The organism is Roseibium sp. MMSF_3247, assembly GCF_030733765.1.
Taxonomy (GTDB): domain Bacteria; phylum Pseudomonadota; class Alphaproteobacteria; order Rhizobiales; family Stappiaceae; genus Roseibium.
The window spans coordinates 82,406-109,383 of sequence record NZ_JASHII010000005.1; the positions used below are offsets into that span (position 1 = coordinate 82,406).

The following is a 26,978-nucleotide window of genomic DNA, read 5'->3' on the forward strand; positions in this document are numbered from 1 at the left end:
TACATGAAGACGAAAATGTCTGATGCTATCGGGCAAGCGGCGGGACGACGGTGAGCGAACCGGAGCGGCAGCCGTTTCGATCGACAGAATGACAGGAGCGGAAATCCAGATCCTTCGACATGCAGATTCGGACTTCTTGAAGTTCGCCGCGTTCGCAAACAATCGCGATGCCGTCCTTGGAAAGTCCCGGATTGACGCTTGAGAATGCCGCTTCGATCTTGGATGGCGCGGCCTGTCCGCGTTTGTTGATCGTCCGGAAAGCTTTGGGAATCTTGACCTTCTCGAACGCGTCCCGGGTCAGATCAAAATAATCCTCAGGCGTCAGGCCAGAGCAAGTACCGTGTTTGCGCCATTGATGAAATATCAGGCCGTGGCTCGGCATGATGTCGTCCATATCAAAGGCAATCTGCCGATCAATCCGGCGTTGGCTTGTATCGCAGCTTTCCGGATAGCCGCGGTCGTATTGCGGCCAGAGACCATGAACAACAAAGCGGAACGGTGTCCGCACATCACACTGGTGGGGACTGGCATCCGGTCCAACTTCCCGGCAGTAGGCCGGGGACCAGGAGAGCGCCAGGACATAAAAGTCGAAGTCACCGGGTGTGTCGGCTTTGGCAGTTGGCGAAAATCCGAAGGCAACGGTAGCCGCCACAGCAAGGTGCTGCAGAAATTTCGCCAATCTCATGATGTGATGCGTCCAAGTGTTGGTTATTGCGCAGTCAGCGTACGGCATGAGCCGCCATAAACATACCACTTATCGCGCTGGTTCAGACAGGTTTCGACATTCCAGCTGATCCCGAACACGCCCGCATGAGCTTCCAGCAGATATTTGACCGACACCCTGCTGCCGTCCGACAGGCTCGCAGTTCCACTGCAATAGCGGCGGGTCACAGCGCTGGATATGTTGGCACGGAAGGTGGTGTCGCGGATTTTATCAAGCTGGACGATGCGGACCCCATTGAAGTAGCTGGGAGCGCGCCTCACAGTGTTCTGCACAGCGCGTTGAACGGAAGTGGCGTCACAGCCAGGCAACTGATTTGATCGCTCACTGGAGAAATAGAGCCGGTGATCGTCTGCTGCCGCGGTGGCTGTCATAATCCCCGAGAGGGCCAGCACAGGAAGGGCAAAGCGGGCAACACGAAACAAACTCATAGCCGAACCTCCGAAAAATGCTTGGCTCTGACGATGGGCGACACCCGGGAGCAGGTCAAGCAGGGATCGTTAAAATCGGCTCATGAAGTCATTCGCCGACAATTTGATGAACATTCCAATCGGCTCCCGGCCCTTGCCGAACTGTTTCACAAAGCCACGGAAGCACTACATTCATTTCGCCTGAAAGGGTAAAGGGCGGGTTAACCATAGTCATGCCCGAGCCCAACATCCTCGTGTCCGGGCCGCTTTTGCCCGCATTTAGTTCCAGAGCCAGGATATCGCGCAGCCCAGCCTCCTCAAGGTCCTTATGCATTCGCGAAATGGCCCGTACATCTTTCATCGGATACCAAAGAGCAAAGGTGCCTGTCTGCCACTTTCGCCAGCTTTTTATGACCGCTGTGGTCATATCGCTGAATTCGCTTGTTTTTTCAAATGCCGGGTCAATCAGCACAAGTCCGCGCTTTTCCTTGGGTGGCAGAAAACTGCCAAGCGCCAGCCAGCCGTCCAGGTGGATCGTTTTCACCTGATGGTCGCCTGCGAACAGGTTTGAAAGGGTTTCAAAATCCGCCGGATGAAGCTCTGTGAGGGTCAACCTGTCCTGTTTTCGCAGCATGCGCCGGGCAAGCAGGGGAGAACCAGGGTATGTTTTCAGGATGCCATCGCCATTTTCGCCGCGCACAACATTAAGCCAGGGAGCCAGAAGCTCCGAAACACGCTCCGGCATATCACTAGCGAGCACCTTACCGATGCCCTGTTGCCACTCTCCCGTCTTTTGGGTTTCATCCGACATCAGATCATAGCGCCCGATGCCCGCATGGGTATCGATGATCCGGAAACCCTTTTCCTTGCGCTGGAAATATGTGATCAAACGCGCCAAAACGGCATGCTTCAGAACGTCACCAATGTTGCCGGCGTGGTAGGCGTGGCGGTAGTTCATTTCGCAGCGCCCAGTGGGTCTTTACGTAAGAAAACAACGGCTTTTTCGCCATGGTCTGCCGTGCCGATTTCTTCAAAGCCGAGCCGCTGATGAAACCGTAAAGAGCCTGGATTTGGTGGCCTTGAGTTCACCTCGCAGACGAAGCTGCGGCCAGTGTCTTTCAGCTGATCGAACAGGGCTTTGTAGAGTTTCTCGCCAATCTTCAAACCGCGCCGAGTTTCATCGACACAAATTCGATCCGTATAGGAGAAGTTGGAGACGTTTTCGCTTAGCCAGCGGTAATTCGCGCTGCCATAATCCGCGCCGTCGCTGATCGACAATAGAAAACCCACGGGCTCCTCGTCGACCTCCGCCACCAGGCAAACAAGCGATTGGCCGATCAGATCCAGAAGTTCTTCTGCAGACAACTCGTTCACAGCCGGCACGGCAGCGTTGTTCAGGGGCAGCAAGTGGCTTAAATCCCCTGGGCGGAACGGCCGGACAGTTGTGGTCGGATTTGAAGTTGTCGTCATCTGCTGCCTTTCTCATGCGCATTCTGGCAGCCTTATAGTGCTTGGCGTGCGGCAATAAAAGCAGGCCGTTTGCCTAAAACAACGGGCGCACCAGTGGTGCGCCCGGAATTTCTTGTTGCAGGGCTTCCGGCAGTGCCGGAAGAGTGCAGCTTATTCGTAATCCGGCTGCTCGCCTGTGCCGTCGTTGACCGGCTGGTCGTCAGAGCCGGCATTCGAACCGTCTTCCTCGAGCATTTGCAGGTTCACCGCTTTTGGGCCCTTGCCCCGGCGATCCGGTTCAGTCTCGAAAGAAATGCGTTGCCCGCTGTCCAGGGAAGCAAGTCCGGACCGCTCAACCGCCGAAATATGGACGAAAACATCGGTCTCGCCATCGTCAGGGGTAATAAATCCGAAGCCTTTGTCAGACTTGAAGAATTTCACAACGCCGGACTGGCGTGGCCCACGTTCGACCGGCGGATAATCGCGCCGTGGAGGACGATCTCCCCCTTCGCGGTTTCCGCCGCCGTATCCGCCCCGGCCGCCACCGCCGCCGTAACCACCGCGGTCTCCGCCGCCATAGCCACCGTCACGACCGCCGCCGTATCCGCCCCGGCCGCCGCCGTAGCCGCCATCACGGCCACCGCCGCCACCATAACCGCCGCGGTCTCCGCCGCCGTAGCCACCGTCACGGCCGCCGCCGCCACCATAACCACCACGGCCACCACCGCCGCCAAAGTCATTATCGCGCCCACCCCGGTGACCGCCATCACGGCCGCCGCCATAATCACCACCGAAGTCGCTTCCGCCAAAGTCACTGCCGAAGTCTTGCGGACCGCCAAACTCGCGCTTGCCGCCGCGCCGACCACGCGACCGCCGGTCCGAATCCCCATCGTGCATTACGTAATCACCTTAATTTCCGTGCCATTCCGACACTAACGCCAATTCTCACCCGCCTTTTCGGCCGAGCCTAAATCGGAGAGCACATCAAGATGCGCTCACCAAACTCAAGGATCGGGGTGAAGTAGAGCTGCCGCACCCCATTCCATCCGCTGCGGAAACATCATAAGGGCGCGATTGTGAAAATCGCAAGAAAATCCTTAGGGGAAAGGTTATTTAGACGCGTTTTTTAGAGGCCAAGTGTTTGACCAATTGGACAAGTCCGGCTCCGTGTTATCACACGTTTTGCGCGAAGCTTCTTCAAGCAACACCAATCCGGTACCATTCCAGACCCATCTGTTCCACAGTCCGCACTCGCCTACGCCGGACCCCTTAAAGTAGCTGATCAACTGACGGTCGGCTGGTACCCAACGGGCATTGTAAATCAAATCGGTGGCGATTGGACCGCTTTCAGACATTCTGGCGACATGCACCTGACGTGCAGCCCCATCCTTGCCCGCATAGATCGCGACATAAGGGCTGTTGTAGGCCGTTGGAGCACCACACGGCACGATATAAAGAGATGCGCCGTCCTCCAGCGGAACACGGACTGCATTCAGGCTGGCAAAAATGGTCGGGTCGATGGAAGAACAGAGGCGGTTGGCGTGCCAAATTGCGGAAACTTCGGCTGGGAGCTCCTCCGGAGCCAAAATTGGAAGCGCATGCGGTGCGTTGACCGGAGGCTCAGCTCCGGGTGAGACAATGGCTGACGCCGTTCCTGTCCGGTTTTGCCGGTTGTCCAGCCAGAGAAGGCCCGATTTTAGTCCTTGCAGAGGAACGGAAACGGATACTGTCTCCGCGCTGCCTTCTCTGGGCATGTGTACGGTCAGTTCTTGCCCTGTTTGCAGAGCCGTAAGCAGTGTGGATGTGACTGCACCCGTCGGGTACCAGAAACCTTCCCCGCCCAGCGGCCGAAACCCGGCTGGGGATGTTACTCCCGCCTGGATTTCCCTGAGTTGTTCAATCGGCAGAGATTCTATCGTTGCCCCGTCGACATCGAAGCGCAGTGTACCGGTCTGGGGGAGGACAGTGTTTGTGGTCAGCCGCAGCAGCGGTTGGGCATCCGCGCGCCAATCCCGGACAATCCGCAAATCAACCCAGACGGACTGGTTCCGGGTGAACGATGAGGAGAAGCACACTCCCGTGCTTGCGCAATCGACAAGCCAAGTATCGAACACCGGCGCTGTGCGGCCTGGCTGAGCTTGGGCGCTTCCGGCAATTCCTAAGGCCAGAAGAGTTGCCGTGACAGCGCTGAACAGTCGAAACGTCATTCGGTGCCGAACCTGATTTCTTTAGCTCTTCCAACAAGAGCCTCTCACCTTTTACGAAATCAACGCCGCAAGGTGAACCCATGGACCATTACAAACATGCGGCTCTGGCGATTTGTCCCGTATTTGTTACAAGGGGCAGGATAACATTCATCCAGGAGATAACATTGGCGCAAGACATGTCGAATTCGGATGCCGGGGCAGGAGAGACTGGCCAGGGTGAGGAGATGCCGCCGATCCAGATCATGATTGTGCCTGTCACGGGGTTCCAGCAGAACTGCTCTGTGATCTGGAACCCGGCGACCATGGTGGGCGCTGTCGTTGATCCGGGCGGCGATGTCGACACAATCATGTCCGCAGTCAAAGAAAAGGGCGTGAAAGTCGAGAAGATTGTCCTGACCCACGGCCACATTGATCACATCGGCGGCGCTGCTGATCTTGCCGAACGCCTTTCAGTTCCTGTCGAGGGACCGCATGAGGCCGATCAGCCCTTGATCGACCGGGTTGCCGATCAGGCGGCTCAGTTCGGAATGGGGGAAGCCAAACCCGTATCGCCTGATAAGTGGATGCAGGAGGGGGACGTTCTGGCAATGGCGGGACGTGAATTTGACGTCTTGCATTGCCCGGGCCATTCACCTGGCCATCTGGTTTTCATTGACAAGGAGTTGCGGCTGGCGATCTCAGGCGATGTGCTCTTTGCCGGGTCGATCGGGCGGACCGATCTGCCGGGAGGAAGCCACGAGACGCTAATCAAGTCGATTACTGAAAAGCTTCTCCCGCTTGGTGACGATATCTCGTTCTTGCCCGGGCATGGGCCGGCATCGACATTCGGCCACGAACGCCAGACCAATCCATTCTTGACCTGAGCATCCGGCCGGATCGATTAGAGCAATGATTCCAGCTCTTCGATCCGGTCATTCACCAGCCAGCCGTAGTAGTTTTCGCGCGGCCAGGAGTTGCCGCTGCGGCGGAATTTGGCCGCGCGGCTCCAGGGATCCCCGAGATTATAGAGCGTTGCCGTCAATCCGGGGTTTTTTGAAATATCCACTTTGCCGACAGACTTGTAGGCGTCGATCGCGTCCCGGATGATCGCGGCCATGTAGTGCAATGACTGGTTTGGATCCATGGTCGCCTTGTAGACGGCTTCCGGATTTGTGGACTTCAACTTGCGGAAATTGCTCGTGCGTGCCACCCGATCGGTCATCTTCAGAACCGTCAGTGGGCTCAGCTGTCCAAGACCGAAGCTTTGACCCGCATAGAGCGGTTGAAAGAACGCTTCGTTGAAGTTTTTCCGTGGATAGCGGACGCCATCGACGCTTTTGCCGCGAAAGCGGCTGTTCCAGACCTGTTCGTAACAGGACCAGCGCCGGTCGCTCGCCTTTTGCACGTGCTCCTTTCGGCACCGGTCAAATTGCGGGCGCTCCACAAAGGTTTCGACTTGCTCGCCATTGAGCTCGAAATCAAACCGGATGCCGGCGTAAGCAAGTGCCTTTACGTAATAGGACTGGGCGCTGTCGAGAGTGTCATAGTTGTAGGTATGTTCCCCGACGATCGCCCCGACAATATGGATCGGATCAATGCCATACCGGCTCGCGACGCGCTTGATGGACGACATCAGCCGCCTGTCACGCCGCAAAACGCTCAGCACCTTTTCGAATTTGGCATCGTATGATGAATTGGAGGCGGACGTCCTGCGGGATGAGGCGAAGGGGATTTTCGGTTGAGAGCGGTATCTGTTGCCTTCCGGGACAACTCGCACCGATTGGGCATATGCGGCACTTGTGAAACCGTCGCTGCCACCGATCGGTAGCAAATTTCCGAGGCAGAAAAACACTGCGAACATGGCAACGGGAACGGTGACCCTATGGACGACAGTGATGCGTTTCATGTTTTTGCTCGGGGCCAACGCTCTTAATGTATCGCACTCCCAAATTGGGGGTGGCGGATTTCAATGGTCCGTAACCGTGTATATTACGCAACGTTACAAAGCGGCATATTATTTTGTTTTATGGCTGCGAAAAAAACACTCTTACCGGCGTGATGCAACTCTGCGAACCTCATACATCCAAGCCATCAACAAGGAAGTGATACAAATCACAAAGGCTTGTCCGGCCGCGTACGCAATGCATGCGCTGCCTTCTCAAGACCCTTTGCGAATGTTCGGTCCCATGTGTAGCCGGACATCATGCGGAACACGCAGCTCGTCATAATAGGCCCTGCTGTTCCTCAATCCACACATCTCCCGTTGTATCGAAACATACCAGAGCGCTTCGCAGGCTTCGGCAAGGTGGGGAGAGATTGTTTTCTCTGTGGCTTCTGCGTTCGCCCTTGCCGCTTCGAGTTTTCTTAAAGCGGTTTCGAGCCGCTTCTGCAGTCGGAACAGCGTTGCCGCTTTCTCGTTAAAGATCTCATTCTGTAGGGCCTGCGACAGCGGATCTTCATCTTGTTTCGGTTTGTGAAGGATCTGCGGTGGCCGTACGGACATGTTTCAATCCTGAGAGCAAGTGCAAGGAACGGTTCAGGACAAAGTGGACTTGTCTTTTGTCAGGATGTCCTGTGCCCAAATTAAACTCCCGAGGGCTGCCAGTTTCAAGGCACAGGGGAGGGCTGCATATGTGAGGCTTAGGACCCAATCCAGTCTCGGCGTCATGTCTCCCCCCGGTACATAGCCCAAAACGCCGAGGATCGGCAGGGCCAATCCGGTCGCAGCCGCAAGGGACGTCTTGGAAAGCAGCGCCATCAGTGAAAAAAGGCGCGATGCATCAGTCTGGCGGTCGTCAGCGTCGATATGGTCTGCAAGAATGGCAGGCGGCAAGGCCAGGTCAGCCCCGAGAGCCAGGCCCGACAGCGTGCACACAACCGCATAGGCGGCAATATCTCCGCGGCCGAGAAATACGGCCCAAATGAACGTAACGATCGCGAGCCCGAGGGAGAGCTGCCAAGCCCGGATTTTCCCAAACTTCGAAGCCAGTTTGATCCAAAGCGGCATGGATGCAGTGCCGGCTAGGAAATAGATCAGCAAAAACAGTCCTGTATATGGCTCAGCGCCGAGCCGGTCCCGCACATAAAAGAGAACAAGAACCGCGGGAATAGCACTGGCGAATGTATTCAGAAGAACGAGGGAAAAGAATACTGACCGCCAGCGGTCCTTGAGCAGGCTCAGCCAGTTTTGCCGGTGATGCGCTTGTTTGGGGGCGGAGAGCTCGGCCGTCTTCATCCATGAAAGTAGAAGCACCAAGCCGACAACAAGCAGCGGGAGGTAAGCCACCGTCAAATAGTGAAACGCCTGTTCCTGACCGGCCCATTGGGTCAGCAGGGTTGGTGTGATGGCGGCTGCAAGCAATCCGAGAAGACCAAGGGCCTCACGCCCGCCGGTGATCCGGGTACGGTCTTGGGGCCGCGACTTCCATAAGCCGCCCAGGGTTTGAAGGTTGATCGTGACGATCGAAAAGCCGGTGGTACAGATGAGAATCGATAGCGCAAACCATGCGAGAGGTGCTGAGGCCAGCGGATGAAACAGCATCCAAAAGCCTGCGCCCAGCATCAAGGTCCCCACGGCCAGGATTTTTGGCCGGTGCGAGTGAAGCCGGTCGCTGATGCTACCGATGAAAGGATCTTGAAACGCGTCAATCAGCCGTAGGGCCAGGAGGACGACACCAAGGCTTGCAAGGGACTGACCTAATGTGACGGCATAGAAGTCAGGCGCATGCAGATAGATCGGCAAGCCGGCGAAAGACAGAGGGAATGCCAATGCGCCATAGACCAGGATGGACCGTTTCGTAATCCGGCCGGAGGACTGCCTGCTAGTCGCCAAGTTCACAGTTTGGGCGGGGTCGCCTGCTGTCTGCTCGGAGATCGTCAAGAGCCGGCGCCGACCAGTTTCGCGCGCAAACGCGGGTTTTGAGTGTTGCTGCCAAGCCAGATGTCAAAGAAATGTTTTGTGAAAGCTGGGTCCATGATTGTGCCGATCTCTTTGTTGCCGAGATAAAAAACACTGCTACCAGACGCGGTGCGGACCCCAGTTATGGACTGACCGGAAGACACATTCGGAAAAATCGCTGCCATTTGCTTGGTCCAGCCGTCCAATTGAGCTTTGGAAACGCCCTGTTTGGCCATTTCTTCTGCGGACTTTTCGGCAATTGCCTTGCCTTTGAAATTGCGCAGATAGGTGAGCCGCAGAGCGAACGGATTGGACGAAGAATACACCCCATTCGGAGCGTAGAGCTGTGCGTCGAAGACGTTGAAACCAAGGAACTTCATGCGTCCTTCCCCAACAAGGCTCGCCGAAGGGACAGACTTTACTGCAGCGCCTAAATCTGCCTGAGCTGCGGTCGTGCCGAATGAGAAGATGATCGCGGTACACAACGCCACCGCAATAACGATACGTTTGGTCCAGGGATGTCTTTTCTGAATTTGCACACCGGCCTCCTAGTTGGATCCACTGGTGTACGAAGTATGCGGGATTATGGATTGCCGTCTGCTGCTGGCTTTTAGCAGAAATCGGCTGGTAGATTGCTAAAGTGTCCGGACTTCTGAGCCGTTAGTTTTTTCTTTAGAACAATACAAGGTCCACTATCACCCTTGCATATATTCCCAATATTCGTGGGAGTTTTGTCTTGTTGAAAGAGGGTTTGCCTGCGTTCGATTAAGAGAAAATTTGCAGTCTATCGTTATATCTTTTCTGAACCTTATGGGGGAAGATTATGAAGTTCTGGCAATCTGTGAAATTCACCACGACGGTGCCAATCGTGGCCGTGGTAGCGGTGGCGTTTATCGCCTTCGCCTACATCACATCCTCTCAACGTGTAGCCGCTGTGCAGCAAGCGTTTGAGCAGCAAATAAGCATGAGTGCCAACCTAACGAACCAGGCTCTGGGAAATGCTATTTGGGATTTTGATCAGGACCTTGCAAACACACTGCTTTCGCCTTTCCTCGATAATCCGAATTTTTCCTGGGCTATTGTGCAGGAAAAGAATGGCGACGTTTTTGCCTCACTGATCCGGGATGAAGAGGCTGCCAACGAAGAACTCATTGGTCTCATCCCTGAGGAACTGCGTGGTGAAGATGCGGCAGCAACGACTACCTTCTTCTCCGACTATAACTATGAAATCGGTATCAAGCCGATTACGCGCGGAGAAGGTGATTCCGCCGAAAAGCTCGGCATGATGTACGTCGCTTTCGACATCTCTGCGATCAATACGGCGCGCAGTGAAGCGTTGATGACGGCGCTGGTCATTACAGTGATCGCGATCCTTGCTGTGTCCTTGGTACTGGTTGCATTGATCCGCCGGATTACTGGTCAGATCGGTACTTTGTCCGACACTATGGGAACTCTGTCGAACGGCAACTACGATATTGCCATTCCGTATGTCGAGCGTGTCGATGAAATGGGCCAGATGGCCCGTACGGTCGAGATTTTCCGGGACAACGGCCTTCGCCAACGCGAGCTGGAACAAGAGCAGCAGCTGAACATCGAGAACGAGCGCCGCCGCCAGACCGCGCTCGAAGAGATGATTTCTAGCTTCCGTGACGACAGTCAGCGCCTGTTGGAGCCCGTCTCGCATTCTACTGATAGCATGGCCAATATCTCCGGGATATTGATGGACCTTTCGACCACCAATACCGAACGGACAGCTTCTGTGGCTGCGGCAACCGAACAGGCTTACGCAAGTGTACAAACGGTCGCCTCGGCTTCCGAAGAACTGTCGGCGTCTATCAGTGAAATCTCCCGCCAGATCGGCGAGACGAGCGAAGTTGTCTCGACGGCCAATGACAAAGCGACCTCCGCCAATGAGCAGGTTGCAAGCCTTGCGGCATCGGCGCAGAAAATTGGCGCGGTTTTGCAGCTTATCCAGGAAATTGCGGAGCAGACCAACCTTCTTGCATTGAATGCGACCATTGAGGCAGCACGTGCCGGTGAAGCCGGCAAGGGCTTCGCGGTCGTTGCGGCTGAAGTCAAGGAGCTGGCAACGCAGACCTCGAAAGCAACGGAAGAAATCTCCGCTCAGATCAACGCTATCCAGGGCGCCTCTGCAGACTCGGTGGCAGCAATTGAGGAGATTGCGACTATTATGGAGCGTGTGAACGAGTTCACAAATTCCATCACTGAGGCGCTGGAGCAGCAAGGAGCTGCGACTGAGGAAATCAGCAGCTCGATCCAGGAAGTTGCGTCCGGCACCCGGGAAATAAGTGAAAACATGACCGGCGTGAAAGCCGCTGTTGACGACACAAGCGCGTCGGCGTCTGAAGTGTCCGTTACATCTTCGGAAGTTGCTGACAACACGCGTCAATTGGCGACGCGGATCGACGATTTCCTGAAAACAGTGGCAGCTGCCTAAAGGCAATCACCCAGAACAGAGACAAGGGTCCCACGTGGTTCGCGTGGGGCCTTTTTCTTTGGCGGCCGGATTGCTGGTTCTGCTTCACAATTGTTTTTTGCAAGTACTGTTCTATAGTGATTGCACAGCAAAAATCGTGACGGTTGACAATTTGTGAGATGCGGTGTGTTTGGCACGCAGCATTCCCAGTTTTCGGTTCTCCGTGCACATCGCCGAGATCATGCCCTTTGCCAAGACTGCTCTAAAGGTCAGAAGATGTGGCGGCGGACACTATCCAAAAGGTAATTTCATGAGTGACTCTGATGTGAAATTACGCCTTAGCAAGCGAACCAAAACAGAGAAACCGAAGCTCTATAAAGTGGTGTTGCTGAATGACGACTACACTCCCCGGGAGTTTGTCGTGCTCATCTTGAAAGGTGAATTCCGTCTGGATAGCGCCCAGGCGGAAGTAGTCATGCTGACTGCGCATCAAAAAGGTGCGTGTGTCGTATCAGTTTATCCAAAAGACGTGGCCGAAACAAAAGCCACGCGTGCGATCGACGCTGCTGGGCGTCTTGGATATCCGCTACAGTTCAATGTTGAACCCGAATAAGGTGCTTGGGCGCGATCGCTCGGTTGCTTCGAATAAAACAACAAAAAACCCGGCTTAATGCCGGGTTTTTCGATAGTAGTCTTATTATCAGTCCCGCAGCTTAACGACCTTATCGCTGCCCCCGCTCGGGCCGTCGTCATCTGGATTGCCGTCGTCCGGTTCTGCAGCACTTTCAAGAAGGTCATCGTCGTCATCCGCGACGGGAAGCGGGTCGGTGATGCCAAGCTCCGCTGCTGGATCAAAACTCTCGGTTAAGCCAAGCTCTTCAGCCGGCCCGCGGCCCTCCATCGCCATCTGGTAGTTGGCGATGACGGTTTTCAACTGGGCGATCTGTTCATTGGCCGTGTCGACCTGGATCTTGTACCGCTGCAGCCGTTTGTTTTCATCGACCAGATCTTCAAGATTGTCTGCGAATTTCTGGTTCTGGTTCCGCTGGTGGTTCAAATCGGTCAGCGCGGAGTTGTAACGCAGGTTGACCTCACGCAGCTTGGCAGTTGTCGCCATAAGCTCGTTGCGGTCTTTTTCGTGGTTTTTCTGAGCACTGTCCAGAAGGTGCTCGATCTCCTGCATCCGCTTGACGAGTTCGCGGTTCCGCTCCTTGATCGTCGAATTCTCGCGGGCCATTTCCTGCAAGGATTGGGCGCCAATCCGGCGCTGTGAGGAGAGGTTCTCGATCTCGGCGTTCAGTGCGTAAACTTCGTTGTCGTGTTTGCGCTGTTCTTCTTCCAAACGGGACTTGGCGTAGACAAGCTCCTGATTGGCGACATCAAGGTGCGACTTCAGATCGATGTTGTCGTTTCGGAAATCGATCAGCTCACGCTTGGCAGCTTCAAGTTCGCTGGATGCCTGATTGTTCTTGCGGACTTCCTCTTCCAGCAACTGAGCGCTCTCAGAGAGGTTCTGTTGCAGTTCCTTCTCGCGGTGCTTAACGGCCTCAAGATCCGAACTCAGGCTTTCTGCATGCTTCTCCAGGGTCTCAAATTTGGCTTTGAGATCGTTCAGCTTGCCGGTCAGATCCGCAATTTGCGCATTGGCATCAACCAGCTTTGCGCTCTGATGACGGTACTCGTCATTGATCTTCTTGTTGTTGTCCCGGATCGTGACAATGTCGTTCCGAGCCGTTTCCAGCGCCGTGCGTGTTTCTGTTGAGCGCTTGCGCAGCGAATGAACTTCAGCCTGTGCATCCTCCAGCTGGGTTGTGAGCGTTTTCACCTTGTGCTCAGCGTCCAGCAGGTCGGTCGAGATTTTGGCGTTTTCGGATTTCAGCCGGACCTCGGTCTCAACGCTTGCGCGTGAGCTCTCGATGTATTCAGCCATCATGCGGATGCTGGTCTGGCTTTCGGCAGCGAAGGCGGCCATCTGATCAAAGGTCTGGGTGAGCCCGCCGACACGGCCTTTCAGGCCATCCAGCTGGTTCATCTTTTCCTGCATTCTCAAGGCGAACGGCGACAGCTGTTCCACGTTGGAAGACGTGTCCTGCTCCGGTGTCTGTTCCGTTACGGTCTCGATCTTCTGGTCCAGGTCTTCGCCGGGGCGCGAGGATTTCGAGAAAATGCCCATTCCGTGCTCCTGAAGTGCCGCGAACGTCATCGGTCTCGCGGGATACGCAATACATTAAGCCTTTTTTAACCCAATTGAAGGGGCCGTACAACGACTCAGACAGTGCTGCCCACATTACACCGGTCAGTGTTAGCGTAAAAAGAAGGATATCCCCGGCATTTTAGCCAAAGTGCGCGAATGGTTAACGCATGAATTCAGGAACGAGGTCCTGCCTTTCCAGGAGCGAAACCGCAAAACACACGTCCCAAAAAACCGTAGTCACTCAGAAGGCTGGGCGTCAGGCAATGTCGACGTAATAGGCGATGCCTTCGTAACTGAACTGACCCATCGTCTGGACGCTGTCTCTTTCTGCATCTACCGCAGTGTAGAAATGGTTGCCGGTCTCGGTGTTGAAGAACCGGTACAGCGCGGTGTTGCTGGCTGTGTCGCCATCATAGGCCTGGTACGCAACTCCTTCGTAAACGAAAGCTGCATTGTTGTTGGTGACGTCTTCGCGCTCGGCTTCGCTTGCGGTGTAAAAATGCGTTCCGGTCTGGGTGTTGTAAAAACGATAGACGTTCACAAGGCTGGACAAGTCCGTGCTGGAGTTTGCGGACAGAAAGGCGACCCCCTCGTAAGAGAAGGAAGACGCATTCGCGATGACAGAATCCCGTTCTGCTGAGCTGGCAGTGTAGAAATGCGTCCCGGTATCTGTGTTGTAAAACCTGTAAATCGCGTTCTCGACCGTGGTCACGACCGGCGTCGGTGTCGTCGTGGTGTCCATGTAAACGTCGTTGCTGGCGATGTTGGATGTCAGCCACGATTCGTGTCCGGCGACAGACGCCGCGGCCGCGCTGGTCGAAACAATGCCGACCACACTGACGTCGTTGCCGCTGCCGGTGAATATCGGGCCGCCACTGTTGCCTGAATTGATTTCCAGGAAACTGGTGTCGACATAATTGTCGACGACATCCTTGTAGGCATAGCCGCTGTCGAAGGTCAGGTTGTTGCCATAGCGCCCCGGGAAGCCGAGCACGCTGACATTTCCGCCCGTGTAGCTGTAGTTGATCCCGAACCAGCCATAGATGTCCCCTGCAGCCTCGCTGAGAGAGAGGAGGGCGATATCTTTCTCCGCGCCGCCGAGGGTGAAAGCGCGGTTGTCGCCGCTGTAGATCAGCCCGTCATTGTCGGGGTCAAAATCAGTGTAATAGTTGTAATAGGCAGGCGTGTAGAACGTCGGGTTGGAATCGTCCGGGTCATAAGAAAAATAGACCTTTACCTCATCGGCCAAGCCGCCCAACGTCGCGTCGTAAATGGAGTGGCTGGCGGTGAGAACGTCATTGCGGCCGACCAAAACGCCGGAGCTGACGAAAGACTGGCTGCCCCAGGTCGCGACAATATAGGCAACGGCCTGGCCTGGATAACTGTCGTCGTTCGCTTCAAATGACATGTCTTGGTCCGGTTAAATCTGCGGATGGTTCGGGTTGCATCGTAGTATCAACCCGGCAGCGCGTCTTTTCTTCCCCTTGAGGTCGGTGTGCCCGCGCTTGTGTGTCTTTTGTACTGATAATAGCGCGGGTGTTAACAATCGCTGTAACCTGAAACACAGTTTTTGCCTTGCGGGATCTATCCAGGGACGTTTTTTGGCCGTTTGCTTGACCCCAACCGTCAATTGAAATGGATCCGCGCCAGACCGTGTGACCAGAGCCCGTCTCCCCAGACACGCCGGCTTGATGCAAATAGTTGAAGTGCACACTGTTTTTGCCTTTATTAAACCTCAATTCTCCGCTATGAATTCACGCATCGATATTGCTGACGAACTTTGTATCTGCGCAGGCGACTGCGAACTGAACGATCTTCCCTCTCAACGTCGACTTCACGCACGGACCGCGCAATGCGGGTCGGGCACTCTTCTATGACCGATTGAAAGGACATCGTTATGACCATCGGTACCGTTAAATTCTTCAACTCCACCAAAGGCTACGGCTTCATTCAGCCGGAAGACGGCGGCAACGACGTGTTCGTCCACATCTCCGCTGTTGAGCGCGCTGGCATGGCAACTTTGAACGAAGGTGACAAGGTCAGCTTCGAAGTTGTTCAGGACCGCCGTTCCGGCAAGTCCGCAGCAGACAACCTGTCCGCTGCCTGATTTGGTAACACTGTCCGCTCTACCGGATCACCGAGGGCGGCATTTTACATGAGTTTCAAAAGCCGGGGCATGTGCTCCGGCTTTTTTGTTTCCAGCAGACGGAAGGTTGCTTGCTCCCATGACGAAGCCCCTGACACGCGACACGCTGTTCAAACCGCAGAGGCCGACTGCGGCGACCAAAGCGGAAATCACGAAACAGGTCTCGATGGACCTTACCCAAGTCGAAACTGATTTGCGCAATGCCAAGACCGCGAAGCTGAAGCAGGCGCGCCTTGAACGGGACGCAAGGCTTGCGGAAGATGCCAAGGCGGCGGCAGCCTCAAAACCTGTTAAAGCTGCGAATGCTCGCAAGCTCTGAAGCCAACTGACCTGGCTCCCCGATGTTGTCTGCCTTAAAGAGTTGAGCCGAAAGGAGACTCTTCTCCAACACCTTGGTCCAGGCTCGGGCCGGAGTGCTGCAAATCAGAAAGCGCCAACACAAAAGCCGCCGCGAGGATTTCCTCCGGCGTTTGGCTCAGGGTACCTCCCGTTGATCACAGGAGTGGCGGGGCGCGTCAGGCCTTGCCTGCGCAGCAGATGTAAAAATACGTTTCTTCGGCAAAGGCTGGTACGCCCCGCCCGGGCCTTCAAGAGGATCCGGCTTGCTCTTCAACGGGCCAGCGGGAGATTTGTCTTGTGTTCTCGTATCAGGAAAACACCCGCCCTCCACAGTCGCTGGCGTTGTTCAAGGCGCGGTGGCAACTGCCTGCCGCCGTCTCGCCCGGATCCTTGTCCGGCGCGCGGATCGTTACCCCGCCGCCCCAGACCAGCCCGGCCTGCTCCCTTCCAAGGGACGGTCCCCCGGAAAGCCCATGTGAGCAGGCACCGGAGAAGTATACGGGCAGGGGAAGGCGGCGTGGATAAGATTTCTGTGTGTCAGGAGGCGCACCCCTTGCCGTCCCGGACTTGATCCGGGACCTTTTTCTCTAGCGTTGGTCTATGACCTAGAAGATTGTCCGCGATCCGATCCGGACGGACCTTTTCCTTGGTGCCGGCTCGGAGGCCGGGACGGCGTAGAAGGAACTACCTCACCACACCCTCTAACGTCATCCCCGACTTGAAGAGCCTGTCCCCGACATGATCGGGGAGGTAATCCATGCCGTGATTTGCCCACCCGATCTGTGCTTGTGACGAGGGAACGGTTTGGATCCTCAAGTCAAGCCCGAGGATGACGGAGTGGGTGGAGAGGCCTTACCACACGCTCAGCCGTCACCCCGGACCAGATCCGGGGCCTACTCGTTTCCAGAGCGAATGAGAAAGGGGACCGCGTTGTAACAACTTCTGCAGTCATCCCCGCCCTGTGCGGGGATCCATTTGCTGCCTTCGCCCAAGGAAGGGGGAAGGGTTAGGCGGGCCACGCTTTAAAGAACTCCCATCTAGCCGGTGGGAACCGATGCATTGGATCCCCGCGCAAGGCGGGGACAACCACTGAGGGAGTGTTACCGCCCCGGCCGCCCGCTCTTCTTCGGCCGGCCGCGCCGTTTTTTCTCGTCGACCGGATCCTCATAGGAGCCAACGCCGATCTTGCCGCGCGGGGTGTGATGCGGGGCATCTTCGGCCGAGATAATGGGCGTCGGTTTCTGCGGCAGCGGGCCCTTGGGCATCGGCACTTCGGTCCGCGCGTTGGTCATCTCGTCCAGGGTTGGCTTGCGGGGTCTGCTTGATCCGCTCACGCTCGTACCGGCCTGACGGCCTGAGCTCCGCGAGGGCGCGCCATCAGGCGCGGCGCCTGTTCGGCTTGCGGGCCTCTGGCCCGAATTCTTTTCCCTTGCTGCTTTGGCCCGGTCCTTCGCCGTTTCCTTCTTCTTGCCGCTCGCGCCTTCCTTGGTACCGCCGGCGCCGAATTTCTTGTCGCCTTTGTAGCCGCCGGTCGCCCCGGAAACATCCGATTGGCGGGCCATGGCGTCGTCGGCGACGGCCAGTTCGGTTTCTTGCAGGCGCTTGATTTCGTCGCGCAGACGGGCTGCTGTCTCGAAATCGAGATCGGCGGCGGCGTCGCGCATCTGTTTTTCCAGATCGGAGATGTGCGCTGCCAGATTGTGGCCGACCAGCGAGCCTTCCTCGGCGAACCCGGCATCGACCGTGACGTGGTCTTGCTCGTAGACGCTTTCCAGAATGTCGCCGATGGAGCGCTTGACGCTCTCCGGCGTGATGCCATGCTCGGCATTGTAGGCCAGCTGCTTGTCGCGGCGGCGGTTGGTTTCCGCAATCGCCCGCTCCATGGACCCGGTCATCTGGTCGGCGTAAAGGATCACCTTGCCGTCGACGTTCCGGGCCGCGCGACCGATGGTCTGGATCAGCGAGGTTTCGGAGCGCAGGAAGCCCTCCTTGTCCGCATCGAGGATCGCGACCAGCGCACATTCGGGAATGTCGAGGCCCTCGCGCAACAGGTTGATGCCGACCAAAACGTCGAAGGCACCAAGGCGCAAATCCCGGATGATCTCGATCCGTTCCAGCGTGTCGATGTCGGAGTGCATGTAGCGCACGCGCACGCCGTTCTCGTGCAGGTATTCGGTGAGATCCTCGGCCATGCGCTTGGTGAGGGTAGTCACAAGCGTGCGGTAGCCCTTTTGGGCAACCTCGCGCACTTCGCCCAGAAGGTCGTCGACCTGGGAGGAGGCAGGCCGGATGTCGATCACCGGATCGACGAGGCCGGTCGGGCGGATGACCTGTTCGGCAAAGACGCCGCCGGCCTCTTCCATTTCCCACGAGCCGGGCGTCGCCGAAACCGCGACGGACTGCGGCCGCATGGCGTTCCATTCCTCAAAGCGCAGCGGCCGGTTGTCCATGCAGGAGGGCAGGCGGAAGCCGTATTCGGCCAGCGTTGCCTTGCGGCGGAAGTCGCCCCGGTACATGGCGCCGATCTGGGGAATTGTGACGTGGCTTTCGTCGGCGAAGACGAGGGCGTTGTCGGGCAGATATTCGAACAACGTGGGGGGCGGCTCGCCCGGCTTGCGGCCGGTGAGATAGCGCGAATAGTTCTCGATCCCCGCGCAGGAGCCGGTCGCCTCCAGCATTTCCAGATCGAACATGGTGCGCTGTTCCAGCCGCTGGGCTTCCAGCAGGCGGCCGTGGGCGTTCAGCTCTTCCAGACGGCCCTTCAGCTCGGTCTTGATCGACTTGATGGCCTGCTGAAGGGTGGGCTTGGGCGTCACATAGTGCGAGTTGGCGTAGATCTTCACCGACTTCATGTCGCCGGACTTCTTGCCGGTCAGCGGGTCGAACTCGGTGATCTGCTCAATCTCGTCGCCGAACAGGGAAATCCGCCACGCCCGGTCCTCATAGTGCGCCGGAAAGAGTTCAATTGTGTCGCCGCGGACCCGGAACGTGCCGCGCTGGAAGGCGGCGTCGTTGCGCTTGTATTGCAGGGCGACCAGATCGGCGATCAGCTGGCGTTGGTCGATGCGCTCACCAACCTCGATGGCAAAGGTCATCGCCGTATAGGTCTCGACCGAGCCGATACCGTAGATGCAGGAGACGGAGGCGACGATGATGACGTCGTCGCGCTCCAGAAGCGCCCGGGTCGCCGAGTGGCGCATCCGGTCGATCTGCTCGTTGATCGAGCTTTCCTTCTCGATGTAGGTGTCGGTGCGCGGGACGTAGGCCTCCGGCTGGTAATAGTCGTAGTAGGAGACGAAATACTCGACCGCGTTGTCCGGGAAGAAGCTCTTGAACTCGCCGTAGAGCTGGGCCGCCAGCGTCTTGTTCGGCGCGAGGATCAGCGCCGGGCGCTGGGTGCGCTGGATGACCTGCGCCATGGTGTAGGTCTTGCCCGAGCCGGTGACGCCGAGCAGCACCTGGGTCTGCTCGCCGCCGGTGACACCCTCCACAAGCTCGGCAATGGCGGTCGGCTGATCGCCCTTCGGCTCATACTCGGATGCCAGATTGATCGGCACGCCGCCTTCGGATTTCGCCGGGCGTTCCGGCCGGTGCGGCACCCACAGTTCGCCGTTCTTGTGCAGCGGGTTGCCGCTTTCGATCAGCGCCGACAGAGCCTCGACGGTTGCGGTCGCGCCCTGGTTGCCGCCGAGCTCGCCATAGCGGCCGTCGGCAGCGGATTTCTTCTTGTTGTCCTTCTTGTGCTGTTTGAGTTTGGCTTCGAGTTCCTCGGCCTCCTCCAGCGACATGTCCATGCCGGCGACAGGATTAAGACCGCCGGCGGCCCGTTCGCGCGCCGTGTCCGCCTTGCCCATCGACGTGCCACGGGCGGATTTCGCCGGTTTCTCGAGCTTGCCCTTCGCTTTCGCGCCCTTGGGCGACAGCTTCGCCTTGCGGCCTTCCTCGACGTTGGCGGCAACTGACCCGTCGCCTCCGGCCCGCTCGCGTTCTTTCGAAGAGGTCCGGGCCGTGCGTTTGGACGAGCCGGGCGTGCCCGGTGCCAGCTCTGCGAGCTTCGACGGATCCTTGATCTTGGATTTGGAGGGGGGTGTCGGCTTCTCTGCTTCCTCGGCAATCTCAGCTGCCCAGTCGGATATGGAGCCGGAGAGGGGCGCGCCAGACAGCGGCTTCTGCGGCGCTTCGCCGAAACCGTCCGGCGTTCGCGGGGCAGGCGTTTTTGGATCGTCAGCGGGGGATTTCGGGGGGCGTTTACTCATGGGCTGCAATATGGTCCGACTCCCCGCCCGAGAAAACCCCTCCGTTGCGGCTTTGTTCCAGTTTCTCAGACTTCTTGCCAGTCTCCTGACAGAAGGGTGTCAGGAGGTCATTCTCACTCCCCTCTGGGATACCGCTGGCCGTCTTCGACTTCGTTGAGGTCCATGTGGTTGCGCATATAGCGTTCTGAGGCTTTTTGGAGGGGCTGGTAGTCCCAGGGGAAATAGGCGCCATTGCGCAGGGCTTCATAGACGATCCAGCGGCGGGCCTGCGATTGGCGGACCTCAGCGTCAAAGGCGGACATGTTCCATCTTTCCGAGACCTTTTTGGCATAAGCCGTGGCCGTTTCGGTATGGGCGGGATCTTGTGCAAGATTGGTCAGTTCGTCCGGATCGTCCGCAAGGTTGAATAGCTGGGGCGGATCGAGTTCGCAGTGGATGTATTTCCAGTCCCCCTCCCGGATGCCGACTAGAGGCGCGTAAGAGGCTTCAGCGGCATATTCCATGAGAACAGGTTCGGCCCTTGCCACGCCTTTGGCCAGCGGGACGAGACTGGTGCCGTCTGTCCAAGGCATGATCTCGCTCATGTCGATGCCGGCAAGATCGCAGACCGTCGGCAGGACATCGAGGGTGCTCACTGGTGCGGTTTCCAGATGCGGTGACAGGTCCTTGTCGCAGATCATCAAGGGCACGCGGGAAGACCCTTCGAAGAAGGTCATCTTGAACCACAGGCCGCGTTCACCGAGCATATCGCCGTGATCGGAAACGAAAAGGATGGTGGTGTCGTCCGCCAGATCCATGGCGTCGAGGGCTGCCAGGATTTCGCCGATCTTGTTATCGAGATAAGAGATGTTGGCGAAATAGGCCCGGCGCGAACGGCGGATGTCATCTTCGGTGATGTCAAAGCTGCGCCAGTCATTGGCATCGAAGATCCGTTTGGAATGCGGATCGTGATCTTCATAAGCCTTGGCTGGAACCTCCGGCAACAGGTGATCGCACTTCTCGTAAAGGTCCCAGTATTTCTTGCGGGCGACATAAGGGTCATGCGGATGGGTGAAACTGACCGTCAGGCAGAAGGGGCGGTCGTATTTGCCGCGGCCGTAATCATAGATCTTGCGGATGGCCTGAAAGGCGACGTCGTCGTCATATTCCATCTGGTTTGAGATTTCCGCAACGCCAGCCCCGGTGACGGACCCCATGTTGTGATACCACCAGTCAATCCGCTCTCCCGGCTTGCGATAGTCCGGTGTCCATCCGAAATCGGCGGGATAGATGTCGGTGGTCAGGCGTTCCTCGAAGCCGTGCATCTGATCCGGTCCGACGAAGTGCATCTTGCCCGACAGGCATGTCGTGTAGCCCGCCCGCCGCAGATGGTGCGCGTAGGTCGGAATGTCTGATGCAAACTCCGCAGCGTTGTCATAAACGCCCGTGCGGCGCGGCAGCTGACCGGACATGAAGCTGGCCCGACCCGGGGCGCATAGTGGAGACGCCGTGTAGCTGTTTTGAAACCGGACAGAACGCTCGGCAAGTGCCTTCAGATTTGAAGCGTGCAGGAAATCAGCCGGACCGTCGGGAAACAAGGTGCCGTTCAGCTGATCGACCATCAGGATGAGGATGTTTTTCTGTCCGGCCATATTGTTTCTCCGAGCTTACGAAAGGTCATGGAAGAAACTTGTCCGTTATTTTGATTGAGTGATCAATCAAATCCGACCGGTGTTTGTGTCATTTGGACTCGGCGCAGCGAGATCCAGCATCTTGGGCGAGAGCGGTGCCCGATCAGAAATGATAGAATTTCGTGCCATAACGGAGGATATTTTTGCCACCTCTCCTAATGCTTGCCCGATTTGCGGAGCGTTGCGCTTCTGGTGATGCGGGCATTGCAGTTGTTTTAGCGCAGGCTATCAAGCCGCGGCGACGTCTTTCAGGAACCTGTCGATCCGTTGGGTGACACCATCCAGTTGCTGCGTGGCCTCATCCGCAATGGATTCAACCTGTGCGGCGGACTGGCTGGTCTCACCGGAGCCGCGGGAGAGATCTCCGATTGTTTCCGAAACGCTGGCCGTCTGACCGGCTGCCTGTGTCACACCGGACGAGATCTCGGAGGTGGCACCAGCCTGCTGCTCGACGGATGCGGCCATGGCAGCTGCGGTTTCGTTGACCTCGTCCATCATGGTCATGATTTCCGTAATCGCTGACACGACAGCTTCGGTGGACCCTTGGATTTCCGAGACCTGACCGGAAATCTCATCGGTTGCCTTCGACGTCTGCGTCGCGAGCTCTTTGACTTCCGCCGCGACCACGGCAAAGCCTTTGCCTGCATCGCCGGCGCGTGCGGCTTCGATTGTTGCGTTGAGAGCCAGAAGGTTGGTTTGTTCCGCAATGTCCTGAATGAGCTGGATAACGGCACCGATCCGTTCAGCAGCGGCCGACAGTCCCTTGATCTGATCATTGGACGTCCGGGTTGCTTGGGTCACGTCTTCAACGCGGCCGAGGGTGGCGTTGACTTGCCGCCCGGCTTCCTGGACGGAGGCTGAAAGTTCCTCCGTTGCAGCCGCAATCGTCTGGACGTTGTCGCTTGCCTGGCTTGAGGCATGGCTGACGTTTTCGCTTTTATCCGTTGTCGAGCGGGCAATTCCAGTTAGATGTTCGGCAGTCTCTTCAAGCTGCCGCATGTTGCCATTGACGGAGGTCAGGGCGGCTTCAATATCAGCTCTGAACTCGGTAACCAGTGAATCGACAGCCTGCTGGCGTTTGAGCGCGGTTTCCGCATCGCGTTGGGTCTGTTGCTCCAGTTCGACACGCTCCACTTCGCGATCCCGGAAGGTGCCGACCGCGCGGGCCATGTCTCCGATTTCATCCTTACGGCTATCGGCGGTCAGGTCGAGGTCGGTTTGACCCTCTTGCAGTTGCCGCATGGCGTTGGTGAGGGATCGGAGCGGACGAATGATCGCGCCTGACAAGAGAACGACAAAACCAACGCCAATGACCAATGCGACCAGCAGGGCGATAGAAATCTGCGTTCGGGCAGTGGCTGCTGAGGAGACGGCCGTCAGCCCCGCCGCCCGGCTGATGGTGCTTGCCTGTTCGCTCAATGCCGAAGCTGCGGTTGCAAATTGGGCTTGCCCGGTCTTCTGTGCATCGCTGTTCGTAACGACATCAGCAAAGGTTGCGCGCAGGACCGGCAGCGCTTCACCACCGGCCGTGACAAGCGTGTTCAAAGGACCGTTCAAAAGATCCAGAAAGGCCTTGTCAGACGTGGATTGAAGGGATGACTGCCGGATGCCCTCCAGGGCGTCCAGCTGGGTTTCGGTTTCGCCGAGATAGGTCTGAAAGGCGGCACTCGAAGCTTCTGAGGACTTGGTCAGGTACTCTGCATAGGCGCTGCGCACGCCAAGGACATTGCGGGCCACGCCTTGCGTAAAGTTGGACAGGAGCGCGATGTCTGCGGTCGCTTTGTCGAACCCGCGCAATTCCGCCGTCAGCTCCTCAATTGGCGCCTCGGCTTCTGCAATGATTGTTGTCGTAAGGCCGACGAGTTGTTCTACGGCCGGTTGGAAGGTTTCGGACCAAACCGCAGCGGTCCCGTCGCTGGCACCGGCCTTCAGGTGCACTTTGATTTGTTTTTCAAACGCTTTACCCGCTTTAGTGAGATCCTTGACAGAGGCTCTGAGCGTTTTTGTCTTCACGGTACGCCGGACAGCCTTGGCGTCCTTGTCCAGCGCCTTGACACGCTCAGAAAGGGCTTTGGCGTTTGCCTTGTCCGGTGCGTTGACAAAGGCTTTGGTTTCCTGCTCCAGAACGATCGCGGCGATCCGCATGTCTGCAAGCCGCGGGGCGACCTTGGAAAGGTTGTTCATCTTGCCTTCGTTGTTGAGGGCAAGGCCAAGACGGTACGCTTTTAAGGCCTTGTACTGTTCAAACACCTCGTTGGTCGTTTCAACCAGGCCAGATGTCAAACCATCAAGATTGGTAATCGCTTCATCACGCGCACTTCTGGTATTTTTCAGATTGCGGAAGCTTTCTTCCAGCTCGCTAACAGCCAAGGTCAGCTGCTGCGCGGCCTCTGGTTTGTTCCGGGCCAGTTCATCGCTGCTTGCAGATAACGTGTTGATGCTCGCTTCAACCACACTGGCAGTCTGCTCAGTGCCGTCGCGCCCGAACGCTTCTGCACCTGCAAGCAGTGGCGGGATATCTCCCAGAAGATCACTTGCCGCTTTTGAGGTCGTGACAGACTCCTGAACCTGGCTCGCGGCGAGGTATCCGCCGGCACCGACACCGACGGAACACAAAAGCATTGCGCCAAAGCCGATCTGAAGTTGTGTTTTGATCGGCCAGTTTAAGAACGACATATTTGGCAAGCGCATTGGGCGGGCCCCAGTCCAGTCTAAAAACGCCTGCAAGTGTGCCGGAATGGATTTAACAAGATCCGAATTTTAGGCAATTTTGCCGAATATTTTGCGATTTCTGCTTGTCTACGGGTTTCTACCCAGGCGGGAATCCCCTACGCGCGACTGCCGGGTGTGTCTGAATGCCCCAGATCCCTGTCCGGCCACAGCAGGTCGCGAAGCCGTTGTTTCAGGATTTTGGCCTCCGGGAAGCCACCGTCAGTTTTTCTGTCCCAAACCGGCGTGCCGTCACATGTGATCGTGAAAATCCCGCCTGTGCCAGGAAAAAGTGTGACGGCGCCCGCCTCTTCAGAAAAGGTCGACAGGATTTCCTGCGCCATCCACGCCGAGCGGAGCAGCCAATTGCATTGGCGGCAATAGGTGATGATGATATGGGGCGCGGGGATATCCTGCATGGGTCCTCGTTCAATTCTTCGGTCAGACGTCAAAGGCTCTTTTTGCCACATTCCTCCACAATGACACCAGCCGGCCCATCAGCGGTTTTGGAGAAGGTTCTGCAAGACAATTCAGATCTCCAGGCTGTTCTCGGAGAGGTTTTGTCTGCAGAGCGGAAGGACGGTCTGAGCAATCAGGTTTTGCGGATCTCGGCTCAAAAGGGCGTGTTCTTTCTGCGTATCGGTCAGGCCGGATCCGAAGCACTGGTGGACCGGTTTGCTGAGGCCCACAATTTGCAATTGGCCGCCGATCTGGGCGTTGCCGTTCCGCCCGTGTACATGGATCCGGATCGCGGGCTATTGCTTACGCGAGCCCTTGAAACCCGCCAATCAGCGAAAAAAAACCTTCCGGACATGCTGGGACAAGAGCTCGCCCGGCTCCATAATTTAAAGCTGAGGTTTGAGGGGGAGATCAATCCGCACACCACTTATGCGGCGCTTCGGGAGCGGGTTTCTGAGACGCTTGATAGCAATCCAGACTTGTCGCTGTCGAAGGATGTTTTGGCGGTCCTCCCTGACCTCGATCGGCTGATGGCAGATGTGGGTTTGCAAAGCCAATTGGTGCTGGTGCCGAGCCATGGAGACTTATCTGAAGGCAACTGCCTACTGGCTGACAACCGTCTCTGGCTGATCGATTGGGAGTTTTCCGGCATGGCGGACCCTTGCTGGGATCTTGCTTACGCCATTCAGGAAATCGGATTTGACGCGGAAGCTGAGCGGCGGTTTGTGACTGCCTACGAATCCGGGCAACACCGACCCATCGACCGGGCCGATTTGGAGGCCATGAAAGCGCGGTGTGATGCCATTTCAGCTCTGTGGGCAGTTGTTCAGCTTCTGGACAGGCGCGACCCGGCGACATTTGCACCTTTTGCGCTTGAACGCGCTGCCCGTGCCCTGAAACAGAAACCGGCATAGCAGACGTATGAAACGCCGCAGTACCGTCTAATCGATCGTATCGGTTCCAGGAGCTGCGAGGCAGGCGCTGTAGAGCTGGTTCATGCGTGTTTGCAAGCCGGGGTCCTGGGGCGTGCTGAGCAGCGGTTCCCAGATGTTTTCCGACTTCAAACCATCAAGCGTGCAGCGGCATGCGGCAACACAGAGTGCTTCGTTCCCGATGCTTGTCGTGCAGCTTTGCGCGCAATTGGTCTGAAAGCTGCGGCTGGTCTGGTCCATGTTTGGTCCCAGCAACGTCACACTCCAAACCAGACCATAAAGAAGCGGTTGATGCAGAAGGTAGATCGGCAGGGAATGGCGGCCCATCCATCTAAGCGCCCTGCCTGCTAAACCGCCGAATTCCATCTGTTTGAGAGGTTCCATGAGGGCGAATTGGCGAATGGCCTTTGACAGCGCCACACCTAATAAAGTTGCCCCGGTCCACGGCGCGAGCGGGACATAATCGACGCTGGGCATAGCCGGGGTGCCAAGGCCGGTCCAGAGCCACATATCACCATCAAACACACTCGAGGATGCCCAGTGCGGCAGGGTGAGGATGATCGCGCTGGCAACCACGGCGTAGAGCAGCGGAAGTCGCGTGAAGGGCAGAGCGATCAGACTGGAAACAGCAATGCAATGCAGAATGCCGAAACGGACAAAGTTGTCTCCAAAGGCAAAGTAGGTGCCGATCGACACACAGGCTGCGGAAACAGTGATAAGCGCAAAGCGTTTCCAGAAGGAGCGCCAGCGGATCTCTTTGTGATGCGCGAGATCCAGGCTGACCCCGACCAGGATCAGGAAGCTGGCAGCGATCGAGACGGCAAACGCGCGCCAACCAGGCGCCCCTCCGACATCCCAGTCAACGAAGGCAAACCACGAGAGATCCCACGAAAAATGGTAGATCGCCATGGCAACGATTGCCACGCCGCGGGCCAAATCAAGAACGGCAAGGCGGCCTTCGTGCGTCGAGGGCACACCGCTGGAGGGACTGTTTATAGAGGGTTGTGTCATGGCTTCCGATCAACGTTCGCCCATGACCAATAAGCTGAAAGGCTGGAGATGCAAGCCGGTCGGTGTGTTTGACCGGGACAGCCCTAGCTGTTGAATGCCATGATCAAAGTCGTGACCAGTGCGGCCGCCCCGAATATTGCCCCAACAAACGGCCAGGGTGA

The 26,978-nt window shown here is 57.1% G+C and carries 23 protein-coding genes; 6 read left to right on the plus strand and 17 right to left on the minus strand.

Features of this window, described 5'->3' with window-relative positions; genetic code table 11:
• Window positions 1-25: 25 nt before the first annotated feature.
• The 6 genes from RBB44_RS17075 to RBB44_RS17100 form a co-directional block, all read right to left on the minus strand.
• Window positions 26-685: a ribonuclease T2 gene (locus RBB44_RS17075; RefSeq protein WP_306148845.1), complete on the minus strand. Its 660-nt coding sequence runs from the start codon at window positions 683-685 to the stop codon at window positions 26-28.
• 23 nt (window positions 686-708) lie between these two features.
• Window positions 709-1,152 carry a cytoplasmic protein gene (locus RBB44_RS17080; protein WP_306148846.1) on the minus strand — a complete coding sequence of 148 codons (444 nt, stop codon included), beginning with the start codon at window positions 1,150-1,152 and terminating at the stop codon, window positions 709-711.
• Window positions 1,153-1,240: 88 nt separating this feature from the next.
• Window positions 1,241-2,089: a 23S rRNA (adenine(2030)-N(6))-methyltransferase RlmJ gene (locus tag RBB44_RS17085; protein WP_306148847.1), complete on the minus strand. Its 849-nt coding sequence runs from the start codon at window positions 2,087-2,089 to the stop codon at window positions 1,241-1,243.
• Window positions 2,086-2,601 (minus strand): GNAT family N-acetyltransferase, encoded by a 516-nt coding sequence (locus RBB44_RS17090; protein ID WP_306148848.1) that lies wholly within the window; start codon window positions 2,599-2,601, stop codon window positions 2,086-2,088. The genes RBB44_RS17085 and RBB44_RS17090 overlap by 4 nt, the downstream gene beginning before the upstream one ends.
• Window positions 2,602-2,751: 150 nt before the next feature.
• Window positions 2,752-3,477, minus strand: a complete 726-nt coding sequence (locus tag RBB44_RS17095; protein WP_306148849.1) for a cold-shock protein — start codon at window positions 3,475-3,477, stop codon at window positions 2,752-2,754.
• A gap of 212 nt (window positions 3,478-3,689) precedes the next feature.
• Entirely contained in the window at window positions 3,690-4,787 is a 1,098-nt protein-coding gene (locus RBB44_RS17100) for a DUF1176 domain-containing protein (RefSeq protein ID WP_306148850.1), read from the minus strand.
• Between the two features lie 224 nt (window positions 4,788-5,011).
• Between RBB44_RS17100 and RBB44_RS17105 the strand changes: the two genes are divergently transcribed.
• Window positions 5,012-5,650: an MBL fold metallo-hydrolase gene (locus RBB44_RS17105; RefSeq protein WP_306149100.1), complete on the plus strand. Its 639-nt coding sequence runs from the start codon at window positions 5,012-5,014 to the stop codon at window positions 5,648-5,650.
• A gap of 17 nt (window positions 5,651-5,667) precedes the next feature.
• On the opposite strand, the gene RBB44_RS17110 is transcribed toward RBB44_RS17105, so the two are convergent.
• The 4 genes from RBB44_RS17110 to RBB44_RS17125 form a co-directional block, all read right to left on the minus strand.
• On the minus strand, window positions 5,668-6,672 hold the full coding sequence (locus RBB44_RS17110) for a DUF1402 family protein (RefSeq protein WP_306148851.1): 1,005 nt from the start codon (window positions 6,670-6,672) through the stop codon (window positions 5,668-5,670).
• Between the two features lie 252 nt (window positions 6,673-6,924).
• Window positions 6,925-7,269, minus strand: coding sequence for a DUF6665 family protein (locus RBB44_RS17115; protein WP_306148852.1), 345 nt, complete (start codon window positions 7,267-7,269; stop codon window positions 6,925-6,927).
• Between the two features lie 33 nt (window positions 7,270-7,302).
• Window positions 7,303-8,604 (minus strand): MFS transporter, encoded by a 1,302-nt coding sequence (locus RBB44_RS17120; protein ID WP_306148853.1) that lies wholly within the window; start codon window positions 8,602-8,604, stop codon window positions 7,303-7,305.
• A gap of 38 nt (window positions 8,605-8,642) precedes the next feature.
• Window positions 8,643-9,203 (minus strand): chalcone isomerase family protein, encoded by a 561-nt coding sequence (locus tag RBB44_RS17125; RefSeq protein ID WP_306148854.1) that lies wholly within the window; start codon window positions 9,201-9,203, stop codon window positions 8,643-8,645.
• 284 nt (window positions 9,204-9,487) lie between these two features.
• Here RBB44_RS17125 and RBB44_RS17130 point away from each other — a divergent pair, with 284 nt between their 5' ends.
• Together RBB44_RS17130 and clpS are read left to right on the plus strand one after the other, a co-directional pair.
• Window positions 9,488-11,122 carry a methyl-accepting chemotaxis protein gene (locus RBB44_RS17130; protein WP_133946058.1) on the plus strand — a complete coding sequence of 545 codons (1,635 nt, stop codon included), beginning with the start codon at window positions 9,488-9,490 and terminating at the stop codon, window positions 11,120-11,122.
• Between the two features lie 289 nt (window positions 11,123-11,411).
• Window positions 11,412-11,714: an ATP-dependent Clp protease adapter ClpS gene (gene clpS / locus RBB44_RS17135; protein WP_133947560.1), complete on the plus strand. Its 303-nt coding sequence runs from the start codon at window positions 11,412-11,414 to the stop codon at window positions 11,712-11,714.
• 87 nt (window positions 11,715-11,801) lie between these two features.
• Here the strand turns inward: clpS and RBB44_RS17140 are convergent, their stop codons facing one another.
• Window positions 11,802-13,274, minus strand: coding sequence for a hypothetical protein (locus RBB44_RS17140; RefSeq protein ID WP_306148855.1), 1,473 nt, complete (start codon window positions 13,272-13,274; stop codon window positions 11,802-11,804).
• Window positions 13,275-13,551: 277 nt separating this feature from the next.
• Complete coding sequence (locus tag RBB44_RS17145) at window positions 13,552-14,703, minus strand: trypsin-like peptidase domain-containing protein (protein WP_306148856.1); 1,152 nt, start codon at window positions 14,701-14,703, stop codon at window positions 13,552-13,554.
• Between the two features lie 489 nt (window positions 14,704-15,192).
• Between RBB44_RS17145 and RBB44_RS17150 the strand changes: the two genes are divergently transcribed.
• Window positions 15,193-15,402 carry a cold-shock protein gene (locus RBB44_RS17150; RefSeq protein WP_209174351.1) on the plus strand — a complete coding sequence of 70 codons (210 nt, stop codon included), beginning with the start codon at window positions 15,193-15,195 and terminating at the stop codon, window positions 15,400-15,402.
• A gap of 118 nt (window positions 15,403-15,520) precedes the next feature.
• Window positions 15,521-15,760 (plus strand): hypothetical protein, encoded by a 240-nt coding sequence (locus RBB44_RS17155; protein ID WP_306148857.1) that lies wholly within the window; start codon window positions 15,521-15,523, stop codon window positions 15,758-15,760.
• Window positions 15,761-16,880: 1,120 nt separating this feature from the next.
• Here RBB44_RS17155 and uvrB read toward each other — a convergent pair.
• The 4 genes from uvrB to RBB44_RS17175 form a co-directional block, all read right to left on the minus strand.
• Complete coding sequence (uvrB, locus tag RBB44_RS17160) at window positions 16,881-20,036, minus strand: excinuclease ABC subunit UvrB (protein WP_306148858.1); 3,156 nt, start codon at window positions 20,034-20,036, stop codon at window positions 16,881-16,883.
• Between the two features lie 113 nt (window positions 20,037-20,149).
• Window positions 20,150-21,667 (minus strand): choline-sulfatase, encoded by a 1,518-nt coding sequence (gene betC / locus RBB44_RS17165; protein WP_306148859.1) that lies wholly within the window; start codon window positions 21,665-21,667, stop codon window positions 20,150-20,152.
• Between the two features lie 267 nt (window positions 21,668-21,934).
• The gene (locus tag RBB44_RS17170; protein ID WP_306148860.1) at window positions 21,935-24,397 is read right to left on the minus strand and encodes a methyl-accepting chemotaxis protein; all 2,463 of its coding nucleotides are present in this window, start codon (window positions 24,395-24,397) and stop codon (window positions 21,935-21,937) included.
• A gap of 137 nt (window positions 24,398-24,534) precedes the next feature.
• Window positions 24,535-24,834, minus strand: coding sequence for a SelT/SelW/SelH family protein (locus RBB44_RS17175; protein WP_306148861.1), 300 nt, complete (start codon window positions 24,832-24,834; stop codon window positions 24,535-24,537).
• Window positions 24,835-24,876: 42 nt separating this feature from the next.
• Between RBB44_RS17175 and RBB44_RS17180 the strand changes: the two genes are divergently transcribed.
• Window positions 24,877-25,788 (plus strand): choline kinase family protein, encoded by a 912-nt coding sequence (locus RBB44_RS17180; RefSeq protein WP_306148862.1) that lies wholly within the window; start codon window positions 24,877-24,879, stop codon window positions 25,786-25,788.
• A gap of 27 nt (window positions 25,789-25,815) precedes the next feature.
• Here the strand turns inward: RBB44_RS17180 and RBB44_RS17185 are convergent, their stop codons facing one another.
• The gene (locus RBB44_RS17185) at window positions 25,816-26,817 is read right to left on the minus strand and encodes a heparan-alpha-glucosaminide N-acetyltransferase (protein WP_306148863.1); all 1,002 of its coding nucleotides are present in this window, start codon (window positions 26,815-26,817) and stop codon (window positions 25,816-25,818) included.
• Window positions 26,818-26,978 lie beyond the last annotated feature (161 nt).